Annotated in this window: 20 protein-coding genes and 2 pseudogenes; 5 read left to right on the top strand and 17 right to left on the bottom strand. The window is 42.5% G+C overall.

The genetic code is table 11. The annotated features are described in order from the left end of the window. Positions 1-44: 44 nt before the first annotated feature. Together OWN49_RS11165 and OWN49_RS11170 are read right to left on the bottom strand one after the other, a co-directional pair. A pseudogene (locus OWN49_RS11165) lies at positions 45-200 on the bottom strand (RusA family crossover junction endodeoxyribonuclease); the annotation flags it as partial. Between the two features lie 109 nt (positions 201-309). Next, the gene (locus OWN49_RS11170; RefSeq protein WP_176283500.1) at positions 310-696 is read right to left on the bottom strand and encodes a recombinase RecT; all 387 of its coding nucleotides are present in this window, start codon (positions 694-696) and stop codon (positions 310-312) included. A 110-nt stretch (positions 697-806) separates the two neighbouring features. On the opposite strand from OWN49_RS11170, the gene OWN49_RS11175 reads away from it, so the two are divergent. The 3 genes and pseudogenes from OWN49_RS11175 to OWN49_RS11185 form a co-directional block, all read left to right on the top strand. Beyond that, a complete protein-coding gene (locus tag OWN49_RS11175) occupies positions 807-1,649 on the top strand; it encodes a sialate O-acetylesterase (RefSeq protein WP_176283501.1) in 843 nt (280 codons plus the stop codon). After that, complete coding sequence (locus OWN49_RS11180) at positions 1,646-2,173, top strand: PadR family transcriptional regulator (RefSeq protein ID WP_065180886.1); 528 nt, start codon at positions 1,646-1,648, stop codon at positions 2,171-2,173. The genes OWN49_RS11175 and OWN49_RS11180 overlap by 4 nt, the downstream gene beginning before the upstream one ends. A 17-nt stretch (positions 2,174-2,190) precedes the next feature. Next, positions 2,191-2,653: pseudogene (locus tag OWN49_RS11185) on the top strand (GyrI-like domain-containing protein); the annotation flags it as partial. 455 nt (positions 2,654-3,108) lie between these two features. On the opposite strand, the gene OWN49_RS11190 reads toward OWN49_RS11185, so the two are convergent. The 9 genes from OWN49_RS11190 to OWN49_RS11220 all read right to left on the bottom strand — a co-directional run bounded on the left by OWN49_RS11190 (position 3,109) and on the right by OWN49_RS11220 (position 9,261). Beyond that, positions 3,109-3,645, bottom strand: coding sequence for an ATP-binding protein (locus tag OWN49_RS11190; RefSeq protein WP_176283433.1), 537 nt, complete (start codon positions 3,643-3,645; stop codon positions 3,109-3,111). A 163-nt stretch (positions 3,646-3,808) separates the two neighbouring features. Next, positions 3,809-4,027, bottom strand: a complete 219-nt coding sequence (locus tag OWN49_RS19465; protein WP_041481659.1) for a hypothetical protein — start codon at positions 4,025-4,027, stop codon at positions 3,809-3,811. Between the two features lie 98 nt (positions 4,028-4,125). Then, the gene (tet, locus tag OWN49_RS11195; RefSeq protein ID WP_077722622.1) at positions 4,126-5,502 is read right to left on the bottom strand and encodes a Tet(L)/Tet(K)/Tet(45) family tetracycline efflux MFS transporter; all 1,377 of its coding nucleotides are present in this window, start codon (positions 5,500-5,502) and stop codon (positions 4,126-4,128) included. Positions 5,503-5,535: 33 nt separating this feature from the next. Further along, positions 5,536-5,598 (bottom strand): tetracycline resistance efflux system leader peptide, encoded by a 63-nt coding sequence (locus tag OWN49_RS19530; protein WP_134816631.1) that lies wholly within the window; start codon positions 5,596-5,598, stop codon positions 5,536-5,538. Between the two features lie 112 nt (positions 5,599-5,710). Further along, positions 5,711-6,232, bottom strand: coding sequence for a streptothricin N-acetyltransferase SatA (gene satA / locus OWN49_RS11200; RefSeq protein ID WP_025649659.1), 522 nt, complete (start codon positions 6,230-6,232; stop codon positions 5,711-5,713). Between the two features lie 159 nt (positions 6,233-6,391). Further along, positions 6,392-6,892, bottom strand: coding sequence for a DinB family protein (locus OWN49_RS11205; protein ID WP_176283434.1), 501 nt, complete (start codon positions 6,890-6,892; stop codon positions 6,392-6,394). A gap of 195 nt (positions 6,893-7,087) precedes the next feature. Beyond that, positions 7,088-7,372: a DUF2651 family protein gene (locus tag OWN49_RS11210; RefSeq protein ID WP_077722623.1), complete on the bottom strand. Its 285-nt coding sequence runs from the start codon at positions 7,370-7,372 to the stop codon at positions 7,088-7,090. Between the two features lie 240 nt (positions 7,373-7,612). Next, the gene (locus OWN49_RS11215; RefSeq protein ID WP_146284323.1) at positions 7,613-8,416 is read right to left on the bottom strand and encodes an HAD-IIB family hydrolase; all 804 of its coding nucleotides are present in this window, start codon (positions 8,414-8,416) and stop codon (positions 7,613-7,615) included. 32 nt (positions 8,417-8,448) lie between these two features. Continuing rightward, entirely contained in the window at positions 8,449-9,261 is an 813-nt protein-coding gene (locus OWN49_RS11220; protein ID WP_102421623.1) for a Cof-type HAD-IIB family hydrolase, read from the bottom strand. A gap of 235 nt (positions 9,262-9,496) precedes the next feature. Between OWN49_RS11220 and OWN49_RS11225 the strand changes: the two genes are divergently transcribed. Then, complete coding sequence (locus OWN49_RS11225) at positions 9,497-10,222, top strand: MurR/RpiR family transcriptional regulator (protein WP_053573170.1); 726 nt, start codon at positions 9,497-9,499, stop codon at positions 10,220-10,222. Positions 10,223-10,316: 94 nt separating this feature from the next. Here OWN49_RS11225 and manA read toward each other — a convergent pair whose 3' ends face one another. The 6 genes from manA to OWN49_RS11255 all read right to left on the bottom strand — a co-directional run bounded on the left by manA (position 10,317) and on the right by OWN49_RS11255 (position 17,968). Continuing rightward, the gene (gene manA, locus OWN49_RS11230; protein WP_176283435.1) at positions 10,317-11,264 is read right to left on the bottom strand and encodes a mannose-6-phosphate isomerase, class I; all 948 of its coding nucleotides are present in this window, start codon (positions 11,262-11,264) and stop codon (positions 10,317-10,319) included. A gap of 14 nt (positions 11,265-11,278) precedes the next feature. After that, positions 11,279-13,237, bottom strand: a complete 1,959-nt coding sequence (locus tag OWN49_RS11235; protein ID WP_176283436.1) for a fructose-specific PTS transporter subunit EIIC — start codon at positions 13,235-13,237, stop codon at positions 11,279-11,281. A gap of 152 nt (positions 13,238-13,389) precedes the next feature. Further along, the gene (locus tag OWN49_RS11240) at positions 13,390-15,342 is read right to left on the bottom strand and encodes a BglG family transcription antiterminator (protein ID WP_176283437.1); all 1,953 of its coding nucleotides are present in this window, start codon (positions 15,340-15,342) and stop codon (positions 13,390-13,392) included. Positions 15,343-15,569: 227 nt separating this feature from the next. Further along, positions 15,570-16,487 carry an MBL fold metallo-hydrolase gene (locus tag OWN49_RS11245; protein ID WP_176283438.1) on the bottom strand — a complete coding sequence of 306 codons (918 nt, stop codon included), beginning with the start codon at positions 16,485-16,487 and terminating at the stop codon, positions 15,570-15,572. 46 nt (positions 16,488-16,533) lie between these two features. Further along, positions 16,534-17,016, bottom strand: a complete 483-nt coding sequence (gene ybaK / locus OWN49_RS11250; RefSeq protein WP_013352996.1) for a Cys-tRNA(Pro) deacylase — start codon at positions 17,014-17,016, stop codon at positions 16,534-16,536. Between the two features lie 67 nt (positions 17,017-17,083). Beyond that, entirely contained in the window at positions 17,084-17,968 is an 885-nt protein-coding gene (locus OWN49_RS11255; protein ID WP_003152795.1) for a LysR family transcriptional regulator, read from the bottom strand. Positions 17,969-18,092: 124 nt separating this feature from the next. On the opposite strand from OWN49_RS11255, the gene OWN49_RS11260 reads away from it, so the two are divergent. Then, a complete protein-coding gene (locus OWN49_RS11260) occupies positions 18,093-19,301 on the top strand; it encodes an MFS transporter (protein ID WP_070082149.1) in 1,209 nt (402 codons plus the stop codon). Positions 19,302-19,379: the final 78 nt, after the last annotated feature.

Below are 19,379 nucleotides of genomic sequence, written 5' to 3' on the forward strand. Positions count from 1 at the left end.
CATATCAAGAACACTGAGGCTAAGCGCTTCGGTGTTTTTTATTTTTAGGCAGAAACCTCTTTTATCTTGATCTCCACTCTCGGCTCTGCGCTATAAAACTTGCTTACTTTCAGATCCACAACCTGACTATCATCTTTGTATATCAGATGATTCAAAGCACCTTTTACACCCTTTACGTAGTTTTCAATATCAGGCTTCGTTTTTCCAGTTCGTCTTTGTTAGAAGGCTCGGAATCAATAATTCCTGAACTGTCTGCTTCATTAATAACTGCTTTTTAGAAAGAATTCCCCACTTACTCAAACCTGCTTTTTATACAGTCTTAATAGTCATCGCATCCCAGTCATTTTTCCATCCAACATCAGATTTACTGAGTTTCTTTTTGTGTTTCTCCACTTGTACCTTTGTCCAGTACACTGTTTTTCGGAAACCATTTATCAAAAATAAGCTCCATAACCAATCACTACGTCTGAATTCACACTTTTCAAAATCAATCTCGATCTCCTCAGTCAGCGGATTCCGCTTCTCCAATTCGCCTTCATGAATGGGTATGCAATTGATGGACTTATATTGGCCTGTTCGCAAAGCAAGCTGTATGTACCCTTTGTATCCTAGCTGGAATTGGGCCTTTCCTCCATAAGGAACTATCCAGGCATACCCTAAGTTTTTATCTATAGGCAGGTCGAGTGTCTGCCACAGGAACGCTTTTCATACATCATAATAAAACCTTATTAAAACTTTACAAGACAAGCTGAATTGACTATAGTCTAATTAGACTAAAATATTGATGTAAAGAAGTGAAAAATCAGATGATAAAGTCTTTTTTAATGTTGGGACAGTCGAATATGGCGGGCCGTGGATTTTTGAATGAAGTAGACCCTATCTATAATGAAAAAATTAAAATGCTGCGCAATGGACAGTGGCAGATGATGACAGAGCCGATTAATTACGACCGTCCGGTTTCCGGCGTTGGCCTGGCGGCATCTTTTGCAGATGCATGGTCAAAAGCTCATCCCGATGAAGAAATTGGCTTGATCCCGTGTGCGGAAGGCGGCAGTTCATTGAATGACTGGCATCCGGAAGGCATCCTTTTTCAGCATGCTTTGTCCGAAGCCCGCTTCGCCCTCCGTTCCAGTCAAATTTGCGGAATCCTTTGGCACCAAGGTGAGAGTGACAGTTATCATTCGCTGCATGAAACTTATTACGAGAAATTAACTCTTATCATTGGGACGCTAAGAAACGAGTTGAAACTTGATGAGGTACCGTTGATTATTGGAGGGCTTGGTGACTTTCTTGGGAAGACCGGTTTTGGACAGCACGCGACTGAATTTCGACAGGTTAATGAACAATTGCTGCGTTTTGCTAATGAACAACAGAATTGTTATTTTGTTACTGCGGCAGGTTTGACTGCGAATCCTGATGGCATTCATTTAGACGCAGCTTCACAACGTAAATTCGGTTACCGCTATTTCGAGGCTTTTTCGAAAAAGCACCATATCCTGAAACCCATTTCGGGAGAGGAGCAATCACTGAAAGTGAATGGTGACTATTCTAAAACAGAACAGATTTACCTTCATAGTATGGATTTGGCTTCGGGTAAAATCACGTACGCGGAATTTGAGGCGCGGATGGCGAAGGTGATGAAACCATGATTCCCTTACTTATCCTTGGCTTGCTCATCCAAAACCCCGGAGCTCACGGCTATGAACTTCTGGCTTTAATGGAAAAACGTCATTACAAATACATTGTTAACTTCACGAAAGGTTCATTTTATTACAATCTGCAGCAACTTGAAGAAAAGTGTTTGATTGAACAGATTCAGCAGAAACCCTCAACCAGCGGGCGTGAAATCCGTAACTTTAAAGTCACAGATTCGGGAAGGGCAGAATTCGAAAAATTAATGATCAAATACGGCACCAAATCGGAATATGTGAACCTGCAATTTTATGGGGCGTTACTCTTTGCCGATGAATTCGACAAAAATAAATTACTGGATCTGATCCAATCACAAATCGATCAGACTAAAACTCGAATCGAGCTCCTTGATGAATACCTGTCCATCACTCAAGAAATTCCCGGCACAATCAATTACTTTCGCCGTATGAATGAAAATTCCCGTTCACATCACTTGGTTAATTTAGAGTGGTTCGAAAAATTGAAAGCAGAAATAGAGTGAGCTATTGCATAATAAAATTTCGCATCGTCGGCATTAAAAAAAAGAGTCCCTATTTTGTTCAAAGGCGTGAATCCTGACATTGCAGCGATGTGGGAAAGTTTAGATGAAGCAGCAATCAATCAACTAAAAGAGCTTTCTAATGCAGCGCCTGCAGGACTCATCAGTGCATCCACGAACTTTTCTGAAGGCCGGACAGAGGAAAACGGAGAGCTTGATCACTATATTGGCGCAGCCACAACGAAACATTGCCCAAATCATCTATCACAGCTTGAAGTCCCTGCCTCAACGTGGGCTGTATTCAAAGCAGCCGGATCATTTCCGGATGCACTGCAGGAAGTATGGGGGCGGATTTATTCCGAATGGTTTCCATCGTCACATTATGAACAAATTGAAGGCCCAGAAATCCTGTGGAACGAGCATAAGGATGTAACATCGCCATCTTTTAAAAGTGAAATTTGGATACCCATTTCAAAAAAGTAATATATCTGACAATAAAATTAGAGGAATTAAAGGTTTTAAGGAAGGGGTCTTATCCCTTCCTCTTTATGTCACTAACCCGATCTGCGGCAATATTGATGCCACTAATCTTCGAATTGAGTTTTTTAATGAGCAGAGCCGATCTTACTGAAAATATAAATTGAGGTGTATTGCGTTTTGATGATCTGCTTCTCACTTCTTATTTTCCGCCTTAACGTCCGATCATTTCTGCAATTCTTCCCCAAAGTCTGACGTTGATGATTGACCGCCAAGTCTCCCGTTTTGATTCCTGCCTTCACGGTTTCCCGAAGTGAGTTCTCTATTAATTCCGCTGCTTCTTTCCGGAAATAAATCACTTCACAACAGACAAACTGAAGGCGGTATAAAAAAACAGCTCCGTTAAAATGGCCGGAACTGTCTTTGAATTTTGGATTTTGCAGTTATCTCCATCCGTTAGTTTAATTAGAATTCAGATAATCCAAGACACGATCAACTTTTTCATTGACTGAGTAATCTCCTTCAATTTTTAACAATGGACAAGATAAATCTGCCATCCAATGTTCGTGTAAAGCTTTGCTTCTAACTTCCATTCCGGCATGATCATATAAAGAAGCCCACTCTAAAAATGTTTTTGATTGTTCATATTTACTGCCGCCGGCTAACACTTCGTTTCCATAACGCTGAAATTCCCTATGCCTTAATCTCTCAAGCCGTATATCCTGCGGAATCCATAAGAAGATGACAAGGTCAAAATAACTTTTTAGATCATCGCCCCAGCGGCACACTGCGCCAGAAAGAATCCATTTCTCATTTATTGTCAAGTCTTTTTCAAGCAACTTTCTTCTTTCAGGGATTTCTCTTTTTTTAGTGAATTTATCTGTCCAATAGTAATCATCCGTATCAAGATGCGTATGCGGCAAATGCTTTGATAATGCAACACCCAATGTTGACGTTCCGACTCCGGAGGCTCCCAATATGTGAATCTTATTTTTCATACTTCCCCCTCCTTATGAAGCAACGAAACTCCCTGTCCGCTGCACAAGGTTCTTACTATTATTTTAACATAAATCCCCAAAAACCTTTACTTTGCCAGGGGAATCCAGATGCGGTTAAAACCATACCGCTTACGAACTTCATGGTCATTTTCAAACAGAATGATTAACTTTCTCTCCGGCCTATTTTAATATCCCTATACACTTTTTCAAAAGTCTCGATTGGCAGTGAAAACTTGGTTGTTTTCTCGTTACGGTGATTGATTACGATCTCAATTTGATTATTTTTTTGTTCAAACTCAATAAGTGCGTTCTCCCATTTATCTCTGATTGAAATGATACAATTTCCATTTTTCTTTTCCTTTTTCTTATAAATGTAATTCACTTTAACGCCCCTTTCATTGATCGGCAAAAGGTTTCGGAATAAGGAAGCTCCTCAAAAAAAGGATCAAAACTTTTATCAAGTTTGATCCTTTTCCCTTTTTAGTCATTTCTTCGCGAACGTTTATAGACATTCACGGTTACCAGCCAGCTCATAACAACGATTCCTGCAAAAAGAATGAGCATATTACTGTACAAATAAGCGGAATGATCAGCGTTAACAGGCAGCAGCCTTTGATCCAGCAAGCGGATCGATAATAAACCGCCTGCAATCGAAATACCCGTTCCCTCTGATAAAAAGCTCGTAAAATTAAGCAGACTCATTCCGGCGCCGGCTTCCTTTTGTTTCAAACTGCCAGACACAATTGTAGATATAACCGTTTTTGTGAAGGAGAGCCCCCCAAAAACAAAAACGATTATAACGGTCATGAGCCAAGGTGCCGCATCTATGAAAAAGGCAGCGATTAAAAAGCTGGAAGACATCAATACAATCCCAATGGTCAGCACATACAAAGAACCTTTCCGATCAACAAGCAATCCTCCAATGTAACCGAAGATGATGACGCTCATCGTCCCGGGGAACATAATCCCGCTTCCAATTGCCGCAGTACTTAAATGGTGAACATCTTTCATCATATAAGGAACCATAGACACAAATCCTGCAGCAGTGCCGAATATCAGGCCTCCGCAAAGGACGCCCATCATAAACAAAACATTTTTCCCCAGTGCAGGGTCAACAAAGGGATCTTGAGTTTTCCTAATATGTCTCACAAATATCAGGAAAGCTAGAGTACTGATGATCAGAAAAGATAGTCTATATGACGTTGTAAACAGCAGAAAAAATACGATGCCTGCAGACATTAATATAATCCCCGTCATATCAAAGCGCCCGCTGATTCTTTCTTCCTTTTCCAGCAGTTTCATCAGGAATGGAACGGTGATAACTGTTGCTGTCGGAATAAGCAGCAAATATGACCAGTGAATATAATGAGCGATCATTCCGCCAATAGCTGGCCCGACACCTTCCCCCATTGCCACCAGCGACCCGATCAGACCAAATGCTTTACCCCTGTTTTCTTTCGGAATATAGCGTACTACTGCAACCATCACAAGAGCCGGGAATGCGGCTGCACCAGCCCCTTGAATAAATCGGGCCAGAATGAGTACAGGAAAGAAAGAGTGTCCGACAAATCCAATGATCGACCCGAAGCCATTTACCATAATTCCAAATAGGAGCAGCTTTTTGATGCCCAGCTGATCTGATAACTTCCCATACAGAGCAGTTCCGATGGAAAAGGTTAACATAAAGGCCGTGTTCACCCAGTTTGCACTCGCTGGAAGTTTATGAAAATCGTTGGCGATATCAGGTAACGAGACGTTCAAAACCATTTCATTTAATACGCTGAAAAATGACAGAACACAAAGCCAAATGAACACTTGGTTGTGCCGTAAAGCTGACTGTGAATAAGGCGTATTCACAAATTTCCCTCCATTAATGAGGGCAGACGCAGTTTATAGGGCCATTGATACGCTTCCCTCTTTTAATTGTACCCTGTTCATTTTTTTGCACTTCATACATAACTCCCCCTGCATTGATTGATATACCTTATTATAAATCCTCAAGCCGATGTTTTGAATACTTTGCGGCACACACCCGCAAATAACGAAACATCAAATACTGTTATATTTAAAATTTACAGTACCAAAAAACCGCAATTTCATTTGCTGTTGAAAGATTGGAATAAAGCATTGTATCGACCGCTCCTATGACAAAGTTATTTTTGGCATAAAAATGACAAGCTGAAACATTAATATCTTGTGTTTCAAGCATAAGACCGCATAAATGATTCTCCTTTGCCCACTCAATCGCTTTATGTAATAAAGCCGTCCCGACACCATTTTTTCTATAATCTTTTGCAACGGCAATGTCTTCAATCAGTGCGTATCCATTCCAATTAGAACGAAGCTTACTCCGGCCGACACAGTCGTTCTCTGCGTAATAAAAAAAGACAACTTTATCCTCTTCTTCAATATAACTGACATCAATGTCATCATCGTCATATTTTTTGACATAAGGTTCAGCAAATTTCTCCTCTGTATATGTCCAAACATTGTTTTCAAATGAAGGGATGATTCTCCCTGAAACAACGAAAGGTTCGTTTGGTTTATTGAAGTCTTTCATATTGAAACGAGTCATTTTAGTTATCATCATAATCACCTTTCTGCATTTATTGACCTTAATTTACATCTTTTGAACTGTTGATTCGTCTGCATGTCAAGATACCGGTTTAATCACTTTAAGACTAAAACAAAAAAGATACCAACATCGATTGGTATCATCTATTCATTCGAGCCCTGCAACAACATCCTATTTCGGAGCTTCCAAACCAAATGTTGTCCATTCCTCTTTTGCCGGACCATAAATACCCGGAACAGGTAAACCCGCTTGTCTCATAAGGACAGTCATTTGTCCTCGATGATGGTTTTGATGTTGAATTAAAAACATCAAAAGTGAACCATTTGGCAATTGCTGACCAATAAAGTTGACACATTCTTGAAGTGTATCATCAGTCCATTGCGTTTTTAACGCCTGTACAAATGCATTACTGGCTTGGTGATAACTCTCAGCAATAAACCGCGCCGATGCAGGAACAGGATAATCTTCAGCAGGAGCGTGGAACGTTAAATCTGTGTTTGAGGTAATGATGTGAATGGCCGCAACAGTATGCCATGCAGTACGGCCTAAAGTCCAATGTTGTGAAGTGATTTCTTGTTTAAGAGATTCATCAGTCAGTCGATTCAGCAGTTTTTGTGTCGCGTCGGCTTCGAATTCCCAAGATTTCAAAAAATGGTCTAAGGTTTGAAACATAAAAATCCTCCTTATCCTTTTTTGTTTTTCTATGTATCTGCAGTTCAATTATAGTGCTCCGTTTAGTTAAAAAAGAACAAAACGATAGACAGACATGACAATAACAGACAAAATATAAGAACATAACAGATCACTCTATACTTCCTTTTCTTCAATCGACAAAAAAGGATAGCTGTTCAAACAGGATTCTTCAGTCTAATATTTTCGCTTTGCAAAAGTCCATATCGTCTTAGTGATTGAACCGGAGATAAAACAGCTCCCCGTCATCATAGCCACCCAAATGAAAAATGTCGGTTCGGCACCTATTACAATAAACATAAATATCAAGGACAAAATGAATACAATAACAACCATCATCCATACTTTTTTGAAAATGAAATATCCTAAAATCCCTAACAGAAAAGAAGCTGCCGGAAGAAAAATGAGAATGATATACGCGGGACTCAACAGCGGGCTAATACAAACACCTCCCAATTTCAAAACGAGGAAGTTCCTACTTTTTGTCTGATATCAAATGATATGAAGTGATTTTTTTCATCTTGATATTACGCCGTTTCATTCATTTTATACATATTATACCAATAAAACCGAGTCAAATATAGATATTTATTCATTTTTAACATATTTCCGGAAAATGAGGAGTGAATTAAAGTCTGAGAATAGCCCGCTTTTTCTTTTCCTAGTAAGTCCTGCCTCATTGGCTTTAGCCCATCTGCTTTCTCATTGTTTTTGCAGCGCTAATATTCTCATAATCGTGTGCATGACGCTGCTTTCCTCATTTGATTTGATGACAAAGTGCGCCGCATCTTTTATTTCGTCAATGGCGTTCTTAACCGCAAAGCTGTAGGATGCCGCTTCCATCAATTCTTTGTCATTGCGGCCGTCTCCGAATGCCATTGTTTCATCAGCCGAAACCCCTAATAATCGTTGCAGTTCTTGTACTGTTGATCCTTTATGTATTCCGATATTTGATATATCCATCCAGGTATCTTCTGATGCTACGATATATAATTGGTGAAAAAATTCATGCAGCTTTTCTCTCGTTTCCGGACAGTTGGCGTCGGGGTCATGAACCGTAATCTTGATAAAATCGTCTTTTATCTCAGTAAAATCAGTTATTTTCGTTACATGTGCATAAGAGGCATTTACATATTTCATTTCACTTTCAGACAGATTTTCTTTTACGATCGCGCCTTTTTTTGTGCACGCGATAATGGTGTGCCCGCAGCTGATTTTTTCTAAAGCGCCTATAATTGACAGTCCGGCTTTATTGCTGATTAAAGATTCATATACGAACTTGCCGTTCTTTTTCATACGTGCAGCACTGTCTCCTAAAATCCAAAAATCTTTCGCGTCTTCTCCGAATAAGGCTTCCACCCTTTCACACTGTTTCCCGGTGCAGATGGCGAAAGCGACATGCTGTTCCTCCATTACTCTTTTTGTCTTTTCAAATAACGTTCTGTCAAAATCGCCTTGATTATTTAAAAATGTGCCGTCTAAATCCGTAATCACTAATTTAATCATCGTTCAGCACCTCCGCAGTTAAAATGTCTTTTTCAGACAAAGGGTTTTTCACATTTGAGAATGGAATCAATCGCGTTTAAGACCCCTTCCTCATTGTTTGATTGCGCGATATGCGCCGCGGCCTGTTTAATGCTTTCCTGCGCATTATCCATGGCGACTCCGTATTTCACGGCGGACACCATCTCCAAATCATTGCCGCTGTCTCCGAAGGCCGCGCATTCTTCAGCATTTATCCCCCATTGTTTCTGGAGAAGCTTAATCCCGCTTGCTTTATGAAGCCCCGGTATGATCAGATCTATGTCACCGTGCCCGCTTGATACAGGCGTGACGAAAGACCCGATTGCGTTTTTTAAATGGCTCAGAAGTGCGGAACAATGTTCGGCGGGAAAGCTGATGGAAAATTTTAAAATGTCATCATCGATGTTTTCAAAATGCGGCACCCTTTTTAACACATAATAATACTTACTGGCATGCAGATATTCATCTTCACTGGCATTTTCATGAATATACGCGCTTTTTTTTCCGCAGACAATGACGTTTTTCACCTCATACTGCTCTAAAGCACGGATTACTGCTTTTATAGTGTCTTCAGACATGCTACCTGCGAATACTTCTTCTCCGGCATTCACGACGAAAGCGCCATTCTCGGCAACGAAAGCGATTTCACTTTTGATTTCCGGAAAGAAAGATGTAAGCTGCGCATATTGGTTTCCGCTTGCTACGGCAAATTTAATTCCCCGCGCTTTTAATTCACGATACTGATTCATAAAACGCTCTTCGTTATATGCCATTTCATCATTCAAAAACGTTCCGTCCATATCAACCGCTATCAGTTTGATACTCATATTGTCCTCCTTTTTTCGGCCGCTTTTGTCAGCGCCCCTTGAAGAGATCATGCATAAAGCGTATGAACGAATTATATCCGCAGTTGTTTTGACCGTAAATCATTGGCTGACGTCTTGTTTTGAATGACACAAAAAGTGATTTGTCACATAAATATAACACTATGTTTCTTTTAAAAATGATATGTTACGATGAGATGTACATTCACCATTCTCATAAAAAGGAGAATCCCCCTGCATGTTCACACACGAAATGATTGCTTCATTTAACGAGCTTGAAACTTCTTTATACAACTACATCTCCCAAAACAGCGAGAAAGTCGTCTATATGCGCATCCGTGAATTGGCAAATGAAACCCATGTATCTACGGCTTCTATTTTACGTTTCTGCAAAAAAATAAACTGTGAAGGGTTTTCAGAGTTTAAGGTGAAGCTGAAAATGTATGCGGAGGCAAATAAAAAAACGATTTTAAAGAGTCCCCATCATTCCGTTGCCGAGTTTTTTGAAAGAACAGTAAGCGGAGGGATGGAAGAAAAGCTGAAGGAAGCAGCAGCCCTTGCGGCCGATGCAGAAAGCGTCATTTTTATCGGAGTGGGTAGTTCAGGAATTCTCGCCGAATACGGAGCCAGATATTTTTCGTGCTTAGGGAAACTTTCAATGTATATTAAAGATCCTTACTTTCCGGCCCATTCCCATTTCCGCCATAACAGCATCACGATCGCATTATCGGTTTCAGGTGAAGGAGATTCTACGGTGACTCATCTGAATCAGCTGAAACAAGAAGGAAGCCGGGTCATCAGTATTACAAATCATAAACATTCAACCATTGCCAAAATGTCCGATGTGAATATTTCATATTACGTGACGGAAGAATGGGTTGAAAATGCGAATATCACCACCCAAATCCCCGCTATGTACATACTTGAATCAATGGCTCGGGAGATATACAAATTGAGAGAATAAATTCAGGAACGGACCACTGACACGTTAGAAATTTCGGCCTTTTTGTAAAAGTAACGAGAAACCCTTCTCTGCTGCCAGAGAAGGGTTTTGAAGATCACAGATGAGACACAATACACTTTGCATGGCCCGCCAGTTTATATTCTCCCAAACCGGAAGGCAGGAGAATGTGATCTCCTTTTCTAAAGGGATGTTCATGCCCGCCTGCAATCATTATTCCGTCTCCTTCGATCACGCTGACAAGAAGGAAGGGATGATTCTGGAATAAATTTGCTTCACCTTTTACATCCCACTTTTCGACTGAAAAATAAGGACATTCTATTAAAACAGCTGCCAGCAGATCATCTGTTTGTTTATATTGAACGGTCGGCCGTTCACGGACAGCTGGAACGTCTGTCACTTCTATACTTTTTTCCAAATGGAGCTCGCGCATCCTGCCGTCCGCATCTTTTCTTCCGTAATCATACAATCTGTAAGTCGTATCTGAATTTTGCTGCGTCTCTAAAATAAGTGTGCCCTTTCCAATCGCGTGAACGGTGCCGCTTGGGACAAAAAAGAAATCTCCCGGCTTTACCTTAACTCTGTTCAGGAGCCCGTCCCATTCTCCGCGCTCAATCATGGATATCAGTTCTTCTTTTGTTGTTGCGCTGTGGCCGAAAATGATCTCCGCATCTTTTTCACAATCAATGATATACCAGCATTCGGTTTTTCCAAGTTCCCCGTTTTCATGCATTTTGGCAAAGTCATCATTCGGATGCACCTGAACGGACAGGTCTTGGTCCGCATCCAAAATTTTTGTAAGAAGAGGAAAACGGTCTCCTTCAAGGTTTCCGAATAAATCTCTGTGATGCTCCCACAATTCACCGAGCGTACATCCTTTATACATGCCGTTTCGAACTGTGCTCTGTCCATTTTGATGAGCGGCGAAGGCCCAGCACTCCCCTGTCCGCTCGGACGGAATATTATAGTGAAAATCACGCAGGGCGGCGCCTCCCCAAATTCTTTCTTTGAAAACCGGATTGAAAAATATCGGTTCAGTAGACATGATCATCCCTCGCTTTATTCGATTTCTTCCAGAAGCTCATACGCCTCTTCTTTTGTCTGAACGGAGAGCAGCCTTTCCCGATAGCTGTCATCCATCAGTTTTCGGGATAACATCTGCAATATTTTCAGATGCTGATTTCCGCCGCTTTCCTTCGGTACAGCAATCATAAAAATCAGTTTTGCATCAGAACCATCAAGGCTGTTCCAGTCAACACCCGAACGTCTTATTCCGAATGCAACACCCGGCGTTCTGACGGCTTCAGACTTTCCGTGCGGAATGGCGATATTCATACCTATCGCCGTGGTTCCCTGCTGTTCACGGCTCAAAATGGCCTGCTTAAATCCGCTGTCAGACAGCAGCATACCTTTACGGGACAATTTCTCGATCATTTCATCGATAATGTCATCCCTCGTTTCGCCGGATAAATGCGGTTCAATCAAGTCCGTGCTGATAATGTCAGTCAGTTTTTTGATTTCGGTCATCCCGGCTTTTCGGCTGTCAGCCTGAGATGGTTCCTTTGTTTCTTTTGCCGCTGCAGCTTCATTTGATGCGGCAGACGGCAGCACCTCACCGGGCGCGGGGGATTTCGCCATATCTTTCTTCAGTACATTAACCAACAGAGCGGTGACAAGAGAGCCTGCTGTTACAGCGATAAAAAACATCAATACATGATCTACTGCTCCAAGTACAGCAACGATGGGGCCGCCGTGTGCCACTCTGTCCCCCACATGGCCGATCATCGCTATCACCGAGCCGGTCATAGAACCCGCCATAATACTCGGGATCACTCGAAGGGGGTCTTGGGCCGCAAATGGAATGGCTCCTTCCGTGATACCGAAAAGGCCCATCGTAAATGAAGCTTTTCCCATTTCTCTTTCTGCGGCGGCGAATTTTCTTTTTCCTAAAAACGTCGCAATCCCAAGCCCTATCGGCGGTATACAAATGGAAACGGCAATCGGGCCCATAATTTCATAATTTCCTTCTCCGATCATTGCCGATCCGAATAGAAAGGCCACCTTGTTTACGGGTCCTCCCATATCAAAGGAAATCATCGCTCCTAAAATCAATGCCAGGAGAATTGAGCTCGAGCCTTTCATTCCCGCAAGCCAAACCGTTAATGATGCGAAAATATGAGCGACGGGGGCGCCGATCAGAAACACAAACGCCAAACCGACGATCAGTGAGGCAAACACCGGAATAATAATGATCGGCATAATCGGCTGTATTGCTTTAGGAACTTTACATTTTTTGATTCCAAGCGCCGCATATCCCGCCAAAAATCCCGCAATGATTCCTCCAAGAAATCCTGCGCCGCTCGCACTGTCGTAAAAGCTGCCGGATGCCGCAATATATCCGCCGATCATTCCGGGGACAAGACCCGGCTTATCGGCGATGCTGAACGCGATGTACCCGGCTAAAATCGGGATCATGAATGAAAAAGAAGCGCTGCCGATCTGTTCAATCGTTTTCCAAAAAGACGCATCCGGAATGACTAAGCCCTTTGGTGTTTTTTCTCCTCCAAGCGTCAATGCAACCGCTATCAATAATCCGCCGACGACAATGAAAGGAACCATAAAAGAAACGCCGTTCATTAAATGACGGTAAATCGGGTTTTGTTTTTTGCCCTGCTGACTTGCGGATTCAGTTTTTGAAGCAGATTGATAGACCGGCACTTCACCGCTAAGCGCTCTTTGAATTAATTCTTCCGGTTTGCGGATGCCTTCCTGAACCCCGACGGCCAGCAGCTTTTTTCCCGCGAATCGGTCTTTGTTCACCGAACGGTCCGCCGCGATAATGATTGCGTCTGCTTCCCGGATTTCCTCTTCGGTCAGCCTATTTTCCACCCCGATTCCGCCCTGGGTTTCCACTTTGATCTCAACGCCTAATCTGCCGGCTGCTTTTTGTAAATTTTCAGCAGCCATATACGTATGGGCAATGCCGTTCGGACATGATGTAATCGCTAACAGTTTCATATAAATTCTCCTTTGCAGTCTGAATTTCAAGATCTTGTCTCAACTTTATACTGAAATCAGCCTGTGATAAGCGCGTTTTTTTACCATAAGTTCCGGAAATAACGGCATTTTTCCCTATAAACAGAAAAAAAGCAGGGAGCCATTCCCTGCTTTTAATAGTTTAAATACGATAAAAACGTCATCACATTTTTTTCTTCCGTCAGTTTTTGAATAAATGCCGGCTGCTCGCTAAGATAGGAAAGCTCACTGAATAATTGCTTTACCTTGTTTTGATCTTCGTGTTTGACGGCAAGCATAAATACAAGCGACACCTTTTCCGTCCCCCACTCAATGGGCTCTTTTAAGGTGGCGATTGCAATGGCTGATTGTTTGATATATTTAGAGTTCGCGTGAGGGATGGCAATACCCGCCCCGATATTTGTCGCCGACATTTTTTCTCTCATTACTGCATGAATGCCATACTCTTTTTCTACATAGCCTTTTTCATACAAAGCCTGCGCCAGCTGTTCAATGACCTGATAACGGTGCTCTGTCTCTTGCTGTAAAAAAACGAGAAACGGAGTCGTATCATTCAGCATTTTAAACGTTTTTTGCTCCCGGCGGTATGATGTATCAAGCTGTTGCATAAATGCGCTGAGCTTCTTTTCATCAGCAGGCTCCAAAAGCGGTGATACGACGATATGAGGGATCGTTACATTTCCAAGCTCTATCGTAGAAATGACGAAATCTATATCTTTATGCTTTTTGATATACTCTGTCAGCTCCGCTTTTGCGATACAGTCTTTTATCGTAATGTGATGAAATTTGCGTTCAATTTTAGTCCGCAGCAATTGCGACATGCCAATGCCCATATGGCAGACGATGATCGTCCTTTTAGGGTTATGACTGCTTCGGCGCAGCCGTTCGATCGCTGCCTGAAAATGCAGCGTCAAATAGGCCGCCTCTTCTTCAGGAATATAAAGATCAAATGTTTGATTGATGTCTTCTAAAACGTCAATGATAAGATGAAACAAATAAGGGTACATTTTTTTGATATCGTGGAGCATGGGGTTTGAAACAGAGAGATCATAGCTCAGCCGCTTCAACACCGGATCGAGATGAATGTTCAATCCGTTGATCAATTCCTGGTCTTTGTGAAAATCCAGCATTTTCAGTTCTGAAACACGATTGATCAAATGCCTGACGACTTTGGAAAGCTCAGAATCTTCAAGATCAAGTTTCTTTTCTTGCTGCAATGGATAGCGGACTTTCCCGCCTATTATATGTAAAGTTAAATAGACGGCTTCTTCCTCGGGAAACCGGATGGCAAATACCGGCTCAAGCCGTTTTAAACAAGCCAGTGTCCATTCATATTCTTTCTTCTTTTTTACCGCCTCCAGCTGTCTTGCAGAGATGGCGACCGGCTGTTTCATTTTGATACGGCGGATGGTCAGCAATGTATGCAGCAGCAAATTTTCAAATGTTTCATCCGTAAAATAGATAGAATGGTTTTTTTGTAATAACTTGATTTCTTTTCTCACAAAGTCCGCTTCATGACTTAAAAACTTACTTTTTATAAATTGGCTTGTAAACTCCGCATTATCAATCAAATCTGAAATTCGCGCCAATGCTTTTCTTTTGTTTTTTTCGTCCCCTTCAATCTTTAAGCCGAGCCGCTGTTTAGAAACCAGTATGAGGTCAAATCGCTTCAGCCACTCTTCAACCGCACTAATATCCTTTTTAATGGAAGCTCTGTTTACAAAATGCTGTGCGGCAATTTCTTTTGCGGAAACGGGCTTTGAATTCATTAATAAATCATAAGCGATGTGAAGTATTCTTTCTTCATCGGTCTTGTGCCTGCATGTAAAGTGCTCATTATAAATGTGCCGGCTTAACCGTGACCTTTCCTGTTCAGATATATGTAAATAGACGCCTAATCCCGGTTTGCGGATCAGCTGAGCTTGAGCATGTTCATTCAGGAAATCTTCAATCGTTTTCAAATCATTCCTGATCGTTTTTTCAGAACAGCGGACCCTGTCTGCGAAATCTTGCACAACTAAGTAGTCATCAGGTTCAGATAACAACAGATACAAAATCTTTTTCTGTCTTGAATTCATGTATTTCATCTGTTTTTCTATCCTTCCTGTCCGTTTCTGCTGGAGCAATTATGATAGGTTAAATATACTGCGCATACGAAACCGTTTTCATTGTATAGTGAAACAAAAGAGTAAAAAGTTTTGTTTTTTACCGCAGATTCCGGAAAAATCATGTTTTATACTGAGGCTGTTCACCTTTGGTTGACAACAAAACACCAACCGTTTTTAAACGATTGGTGTCGGCAGAAAACCTGCTGTTACAGCCAAAATGTTTCGCCAAGCGCTAATGCTTTCAGGTTTTCAGGAGGTAATGCACGCCGGTCCCACTCGCTGTGCAGTCTGCTTAATGCTTCCGGGCCTGTATCATCAGCAAGCCGGAATGCCCCGTAATGCATGGGAATGAAGCTGTCAGCCTTCAGCTCCAAAAACGCTTTCACGGCGTCTTCCGGATTGATATGTGACACTTTCATAAACCATTCGGGTTCGTATGCTCCGATCGGCATCAGAGCCGCCTTAATACGAAACCTCTCTCCGATTTCTTTAAAGCCTTCAAAATAGCCTGTATCTCCTGCAAAATAGATGGACTCGCCGTTTTCGCTTTCTATGACCCAGCCTCCCCAATGAGAGGTATCGGTATCCCAAAGCGTTCTCCGTGTCCAGTGCTGGGCCGGAACAAATGATATATTCACCCCCCGCATCTCAAAACGATCCCACCAATTCATTTCATGAACCTTTTTGCGGCCTTTTTTGATGAACAGCTTTTTCAGTCCCGCAGGCACGTAAAAATCCGGGTTTCCTCTCAGTTTTTTTATACTCGGAAAATCAAGATGGTCATAATGCCCATGTGAGATGAGCACGGCATCAATGTCAGGCAGTTCGCTCAATTCATATCCCGGCTCTGTCAGCCGTTTTTGAAAACCCATCCTCCGCGCCCATACAGGGTCGGTCATTATGTTAAGCCCCTGTATTTGGATCAGAAATGAAGAATGGCCGATCCATGTTATGGCGGTTTCCGTCCGATTGACGGCAACATCACGGACATCCCTTTTGACCGCTTTCGGAATGTTCTCGCTTAAGTCTTTACTTTTTTCTCTTCGTTCTTTCATCCATTTCCACATATCTCTGAATCCATGTTCATTCTTCACGCCATTCAAGTTTTCATATCTTTTTTTCATTATCATTCTCCCTTGAAACGTGTATTCCATTAGATTCATCGGACATTTATACAATGTCTGTAAATACCGCTCCGCTTGCTTCGGCTAAATCTTGAGGCGCTACTTTCAGCTGCATTCCGATTTTCCCCGCACTGACAATCATAAACCCCAGTGTTTCAGCGGATCTATCAATAAAAGTCGGAAACCTTTTTTTCATTCCGATCGGAGAACAGCCGCCGCGTATATAGCCGGTCACTCCCAAAAGGTCCTTCATGGCAATCATTTCTATTTTCTTCTCACCTGCCGCCTTCGCAGCCTTTTTCAGATTCAGTTCTTTTGCAACGGGAACGACAAAGACGTAATAACGATCAGTTCCTGCAGATGCCACTAAGGTTTTATAAACATATTCGGCAGAGTATCCGATTTTTTGTGAAACGGAAAGACCGTCTGCGGGCTGTCCCCCTTCTGTTTTGTAACCTAATAGCTCATAGGGAATGTTTTGCTGCTCAATGATACGGACAGCATTTGTTTTCACTGTTTTTTTCGCCATGGTTATCCTCCGTTTTCTGTATTTCTTTCTGCTTTATTTTCAACTTCGATTTTAATAAAATGACCGCTCAGTTGCGTGCTTTGTAATAATCAAGTGCAAACTGTTTAAAACGCTCAGCAGCGGGAGAGAGAGCATGGTTTTTTAACTGCGCTAACGCTATGGTGCGTTCGCATTGGTAATCTGCAACCGGGAGAAAAACGACCGGAAAGTATGAATGCTCCGCGGTTTTCGGCAGCACTGCAGCCCCAAGACCCGCGGCGGTCAGCCCTAATATGGTTGACACTTCCTCTCCTTCAAATGCGAGATGCGGGTGTATATTCAAATCCCGGCACATCAGATCAAACATATACCTCAGCCCGTATCCCGGTTTAAATCCGACAAAATCCTCGTCCTGCATCTCTTTCATTTGAATGCTTTTATTTCCTGCAAGCGGGTGGTTCTCAGGAAGCACCGCATAAAGAGGCTCTTTCTCCAGCACTGTCCATTGTAAAAGCTCGCTGGGAAGCGGCGGGGAGCTGAGACAGATATCCGCATCTCCCGTTTCCACCATTTTGCGAAGCGTTTCATTTGCGCCTTGATAAAGCCGGAAGGTCACGTTTGGGTATAGCTTTTTAAATTCGGCAATCAGCTGAGGCATTAAGCGCAGCCCGAGCGTATGAAGAAAAGATACAGATATTTCGCCGTGTTCCAGGCTCATATTTTTTTTCACTTGTTCAACGCCTTCATTTAAAGCTCGTCTCGCTTGTTTTGCTTTTATTAAGAACTGCTCTCCGTGCCTTGTCAGCCGGACGGCTTTTGTCTCTCTGTAAAATAACGGCGCGCCTAATTCTTCTTCGAGCCTGATAATCGATCGGCTTAATGCCGGCTGAGAAATCATTCTTTCTTTTGCCGCGTTTGTGAAATGCTGATGAGTTGCCGCCGCAATGAAGTTGTCAATTTGATGAAGCTCCATTTTCTCCTTCTCCCCTTTCCTCATAACCTACACGCATTAATTCTATAGTTATTATAAATTAGACACATTGAAATGAAAAGCGTACGATACATATATAACCAACAGTGAGAAAAGAGGGACATTCATGACGTTTATTCAGCCTCATACAAAGGCTTACAGAAAGGCCAGCTTGGCTCTGTTTATCAGCGGCTTTGTGACATTTGCCACGCTTTACACGACACAGCCGCTTATGCCTTTGTTTTCGGAAGAGTTTCATATTTCCGCTGCGGCTGCCAGCTTAACTTTATCCATCTCAACAGCCGTTTTGGCATTTTCATTATTGGCCGCCGCTTCGTTGTCTGACGGATTCGGCAGAAAAAAATTAATGGTGCTGTCGTTAACAGCTACTTCTGTTTTAGGTCTATTAACAGCGTTCAGTCCGGCTTTTCCGGCGCTTTTGGCGATGAGGGGGCTGCTCGGTATTTTTCTGGCAGGCGTTCCTGCTGTCGCTATGACATATGTAGGCGAGGAGTTTGATCCGAAGGGCCTCGGGAAAATGATGGGCTTATATATCAGCGGCACAAGCATCGGGGGAATGAGCGGCAGGCTGTTAACGGGGCTTCTGACTGATGTATTCGGCTGGCGGCCGGCGCTTGCCATTATCGGCATTCTTTCTATTGTATTAAGCTATTTGTTTTGGCGCTTTCTTCCGGCTCCGCGCCATTCATCTCAGCGGCATGCGGGCGTAAAAGCGGCATGTAAGGAATACGGAGCGGTTCTACACCGCAAACGGCTGCTTTTGTTAATATCTCTGGGATTTATATTAATGGGGAGTTTTGTGACATTATATAATTATATCGGCTTTCATTTAATGGCGGCTCCTTATCATTTGTCACAGACTGTGATCGGTTTTATTTTTATTGTCTATCTCGCGGGAACGTTCAGCTCTGTCTATATGGGGAAAAAAGCGGACCTTTTCGGAAGTTCAAAAATGATTAAGATTGCGATTTTTGTTATGCTGGCCGGTGCAGCGGTGACACTTTTGCCCCAGCTTGCCCTTAAAATTGCGGGCATTGCCGTGTTTACCTTCGGCTTTTTCGGCGCGCATTCGATCGCAAGCGCCTGGGTCGGCCGCGCAGCCGGTGATCAGCGCGCGCAAGCCTCTTCATTATATCTGCTTGCATACTATATCGGGTCAAGCGTGGCCGGGTCTTGCGGCGGTTTCTTTTGGACGCATTTTCATTGGATCGGTATCATTTCATTTATTTCGGTTTTGCTATTGCTGTCTTATCCGGTTTTATTTCTGGCGGAATTCAGAAAAAAGGGACATAGCCGCCTGCATGTAAATCAATAAAAACATTAAAGATTTGTGTCTTTTGTCCGATACTAAAGATAAGGCCGGCACGATACTCCCTATAACTATTCCTTTTGA

This window comes from Bacillus sp. NEAU-242-2, from assembly GCF_027853835.1.
GTDB classification, from domain to species: Bacteria; Bacillota; Bacilli; order Bacillales; family Bacillaceae; genus Bacillus; species Bacillus velezensis.

Excerpts from the sequence above, each read along its gene's own strand:
- OWN49_RS11175 (WP_176283501.1), top strand. The coding sequence starts at position 807 with ATGATAAAGTCTTTTTTAATGTTGGGACAGTCGAATATGGCGGGCCGT.
- OWN49_RS11180 (WP_065180886.1), top strand. The coding sequence starts at position 1,646 with ATGATTCCCTTACTTATCCTTGGCTTGCTCATCCAAAACCCCGGAGCT.
- OWN49_RS11190 (WP_176283433.1), bottom strand. The coding sequence starts at position 3,645 with ATGAAAAATAAGATTCACATATTGGGAGCCTCCGGAGTCGGAACGTCA.
- satA (WP_025649659.1), bottom strand. The coding sequence starts at position 6,232 with ATGATAACTAAAATGACTCGTTTCAATATGAAAGACTTCAATAAACCA.
- OWN49_RS11205 (WP_176283434.1), bottom strand. The coding sequence starts at position 6,892 with ATGTTTCAAACCTTAGACCATTTTTTGAAATCTTGGGAATTCGAAGCC.
- OWN49_RS11215 (WP_146284323.1), bottom strand. The coding sequence starts at position 8,416 with ATGATTAAATTAGTGATTACGGATTTAGACGGCACATTTTTAAATAAT.
- OWN49_RS11220 (WP_102421623.1), bottom strand. The coding sequence starts at position 9,261 with ATGAGTATCAAACTGATAGCGGTTGATATGGACGGAACGTTTTTGAAT.
- OWN49_RS11225 (WP_053573170.1), top strand. The coding sequence starts at position 9,497 with ATGTTCACACACGAAATGATTGCTTCATTTAACGAGCTTGAAACTTCT.
- manA (WP_176283435.1), bottom strand. The coding sequence starts at position 11,264 with ATGTCTACTGAACCGATATTTTTCAATCCGGTTTTCAAAGAAAGAATT.
- OWN49_RS11235 (WP_176283436.1), bottom strand. The coding sequence starts at position 13,237 with ATGAAACTGTTAGCGATTACATCATGTCCGAACGGCATTGCCCATACG.
- OWN49_RS11240 (WP_176283437.1), bottom strand. The coding sequence starts at position 15,342 with ATGAAATACATGAATTCAAGACAGAAAAAGATTTTGTATCTGTTGTTA.
- OWN49_RS11245 (WP_176283438.1), bottom strand. The coding sequence starts at position 16,487 with ATGAAAAAAAGATATGAAAACTTGAATGGCGTGAAGAATGAACATGGA.
- ybaK (WP_013352996.1), bottom strand. The coding sequence starts at position 17,016 with ATGGCGAAAAAAACAGTGAAAACAAATGCTGTCCGTATCATTGAGCAG.
- OWN49_RS11255 (WP_003152795.1), bottom strand. The coding sequence starts at position 17,968 with ATGGAGCTTCATCAAATTGACAACTTCATTGCGGCGGCAACTCATCAG.
- OWN49_RS11260 (WP_070082149.1), top strand. The coding sequence starts at position 18,093 with ATGACGTTTATTCAGCCTCATACAAAGGCTTACAGAAAGGCCAGCTTG.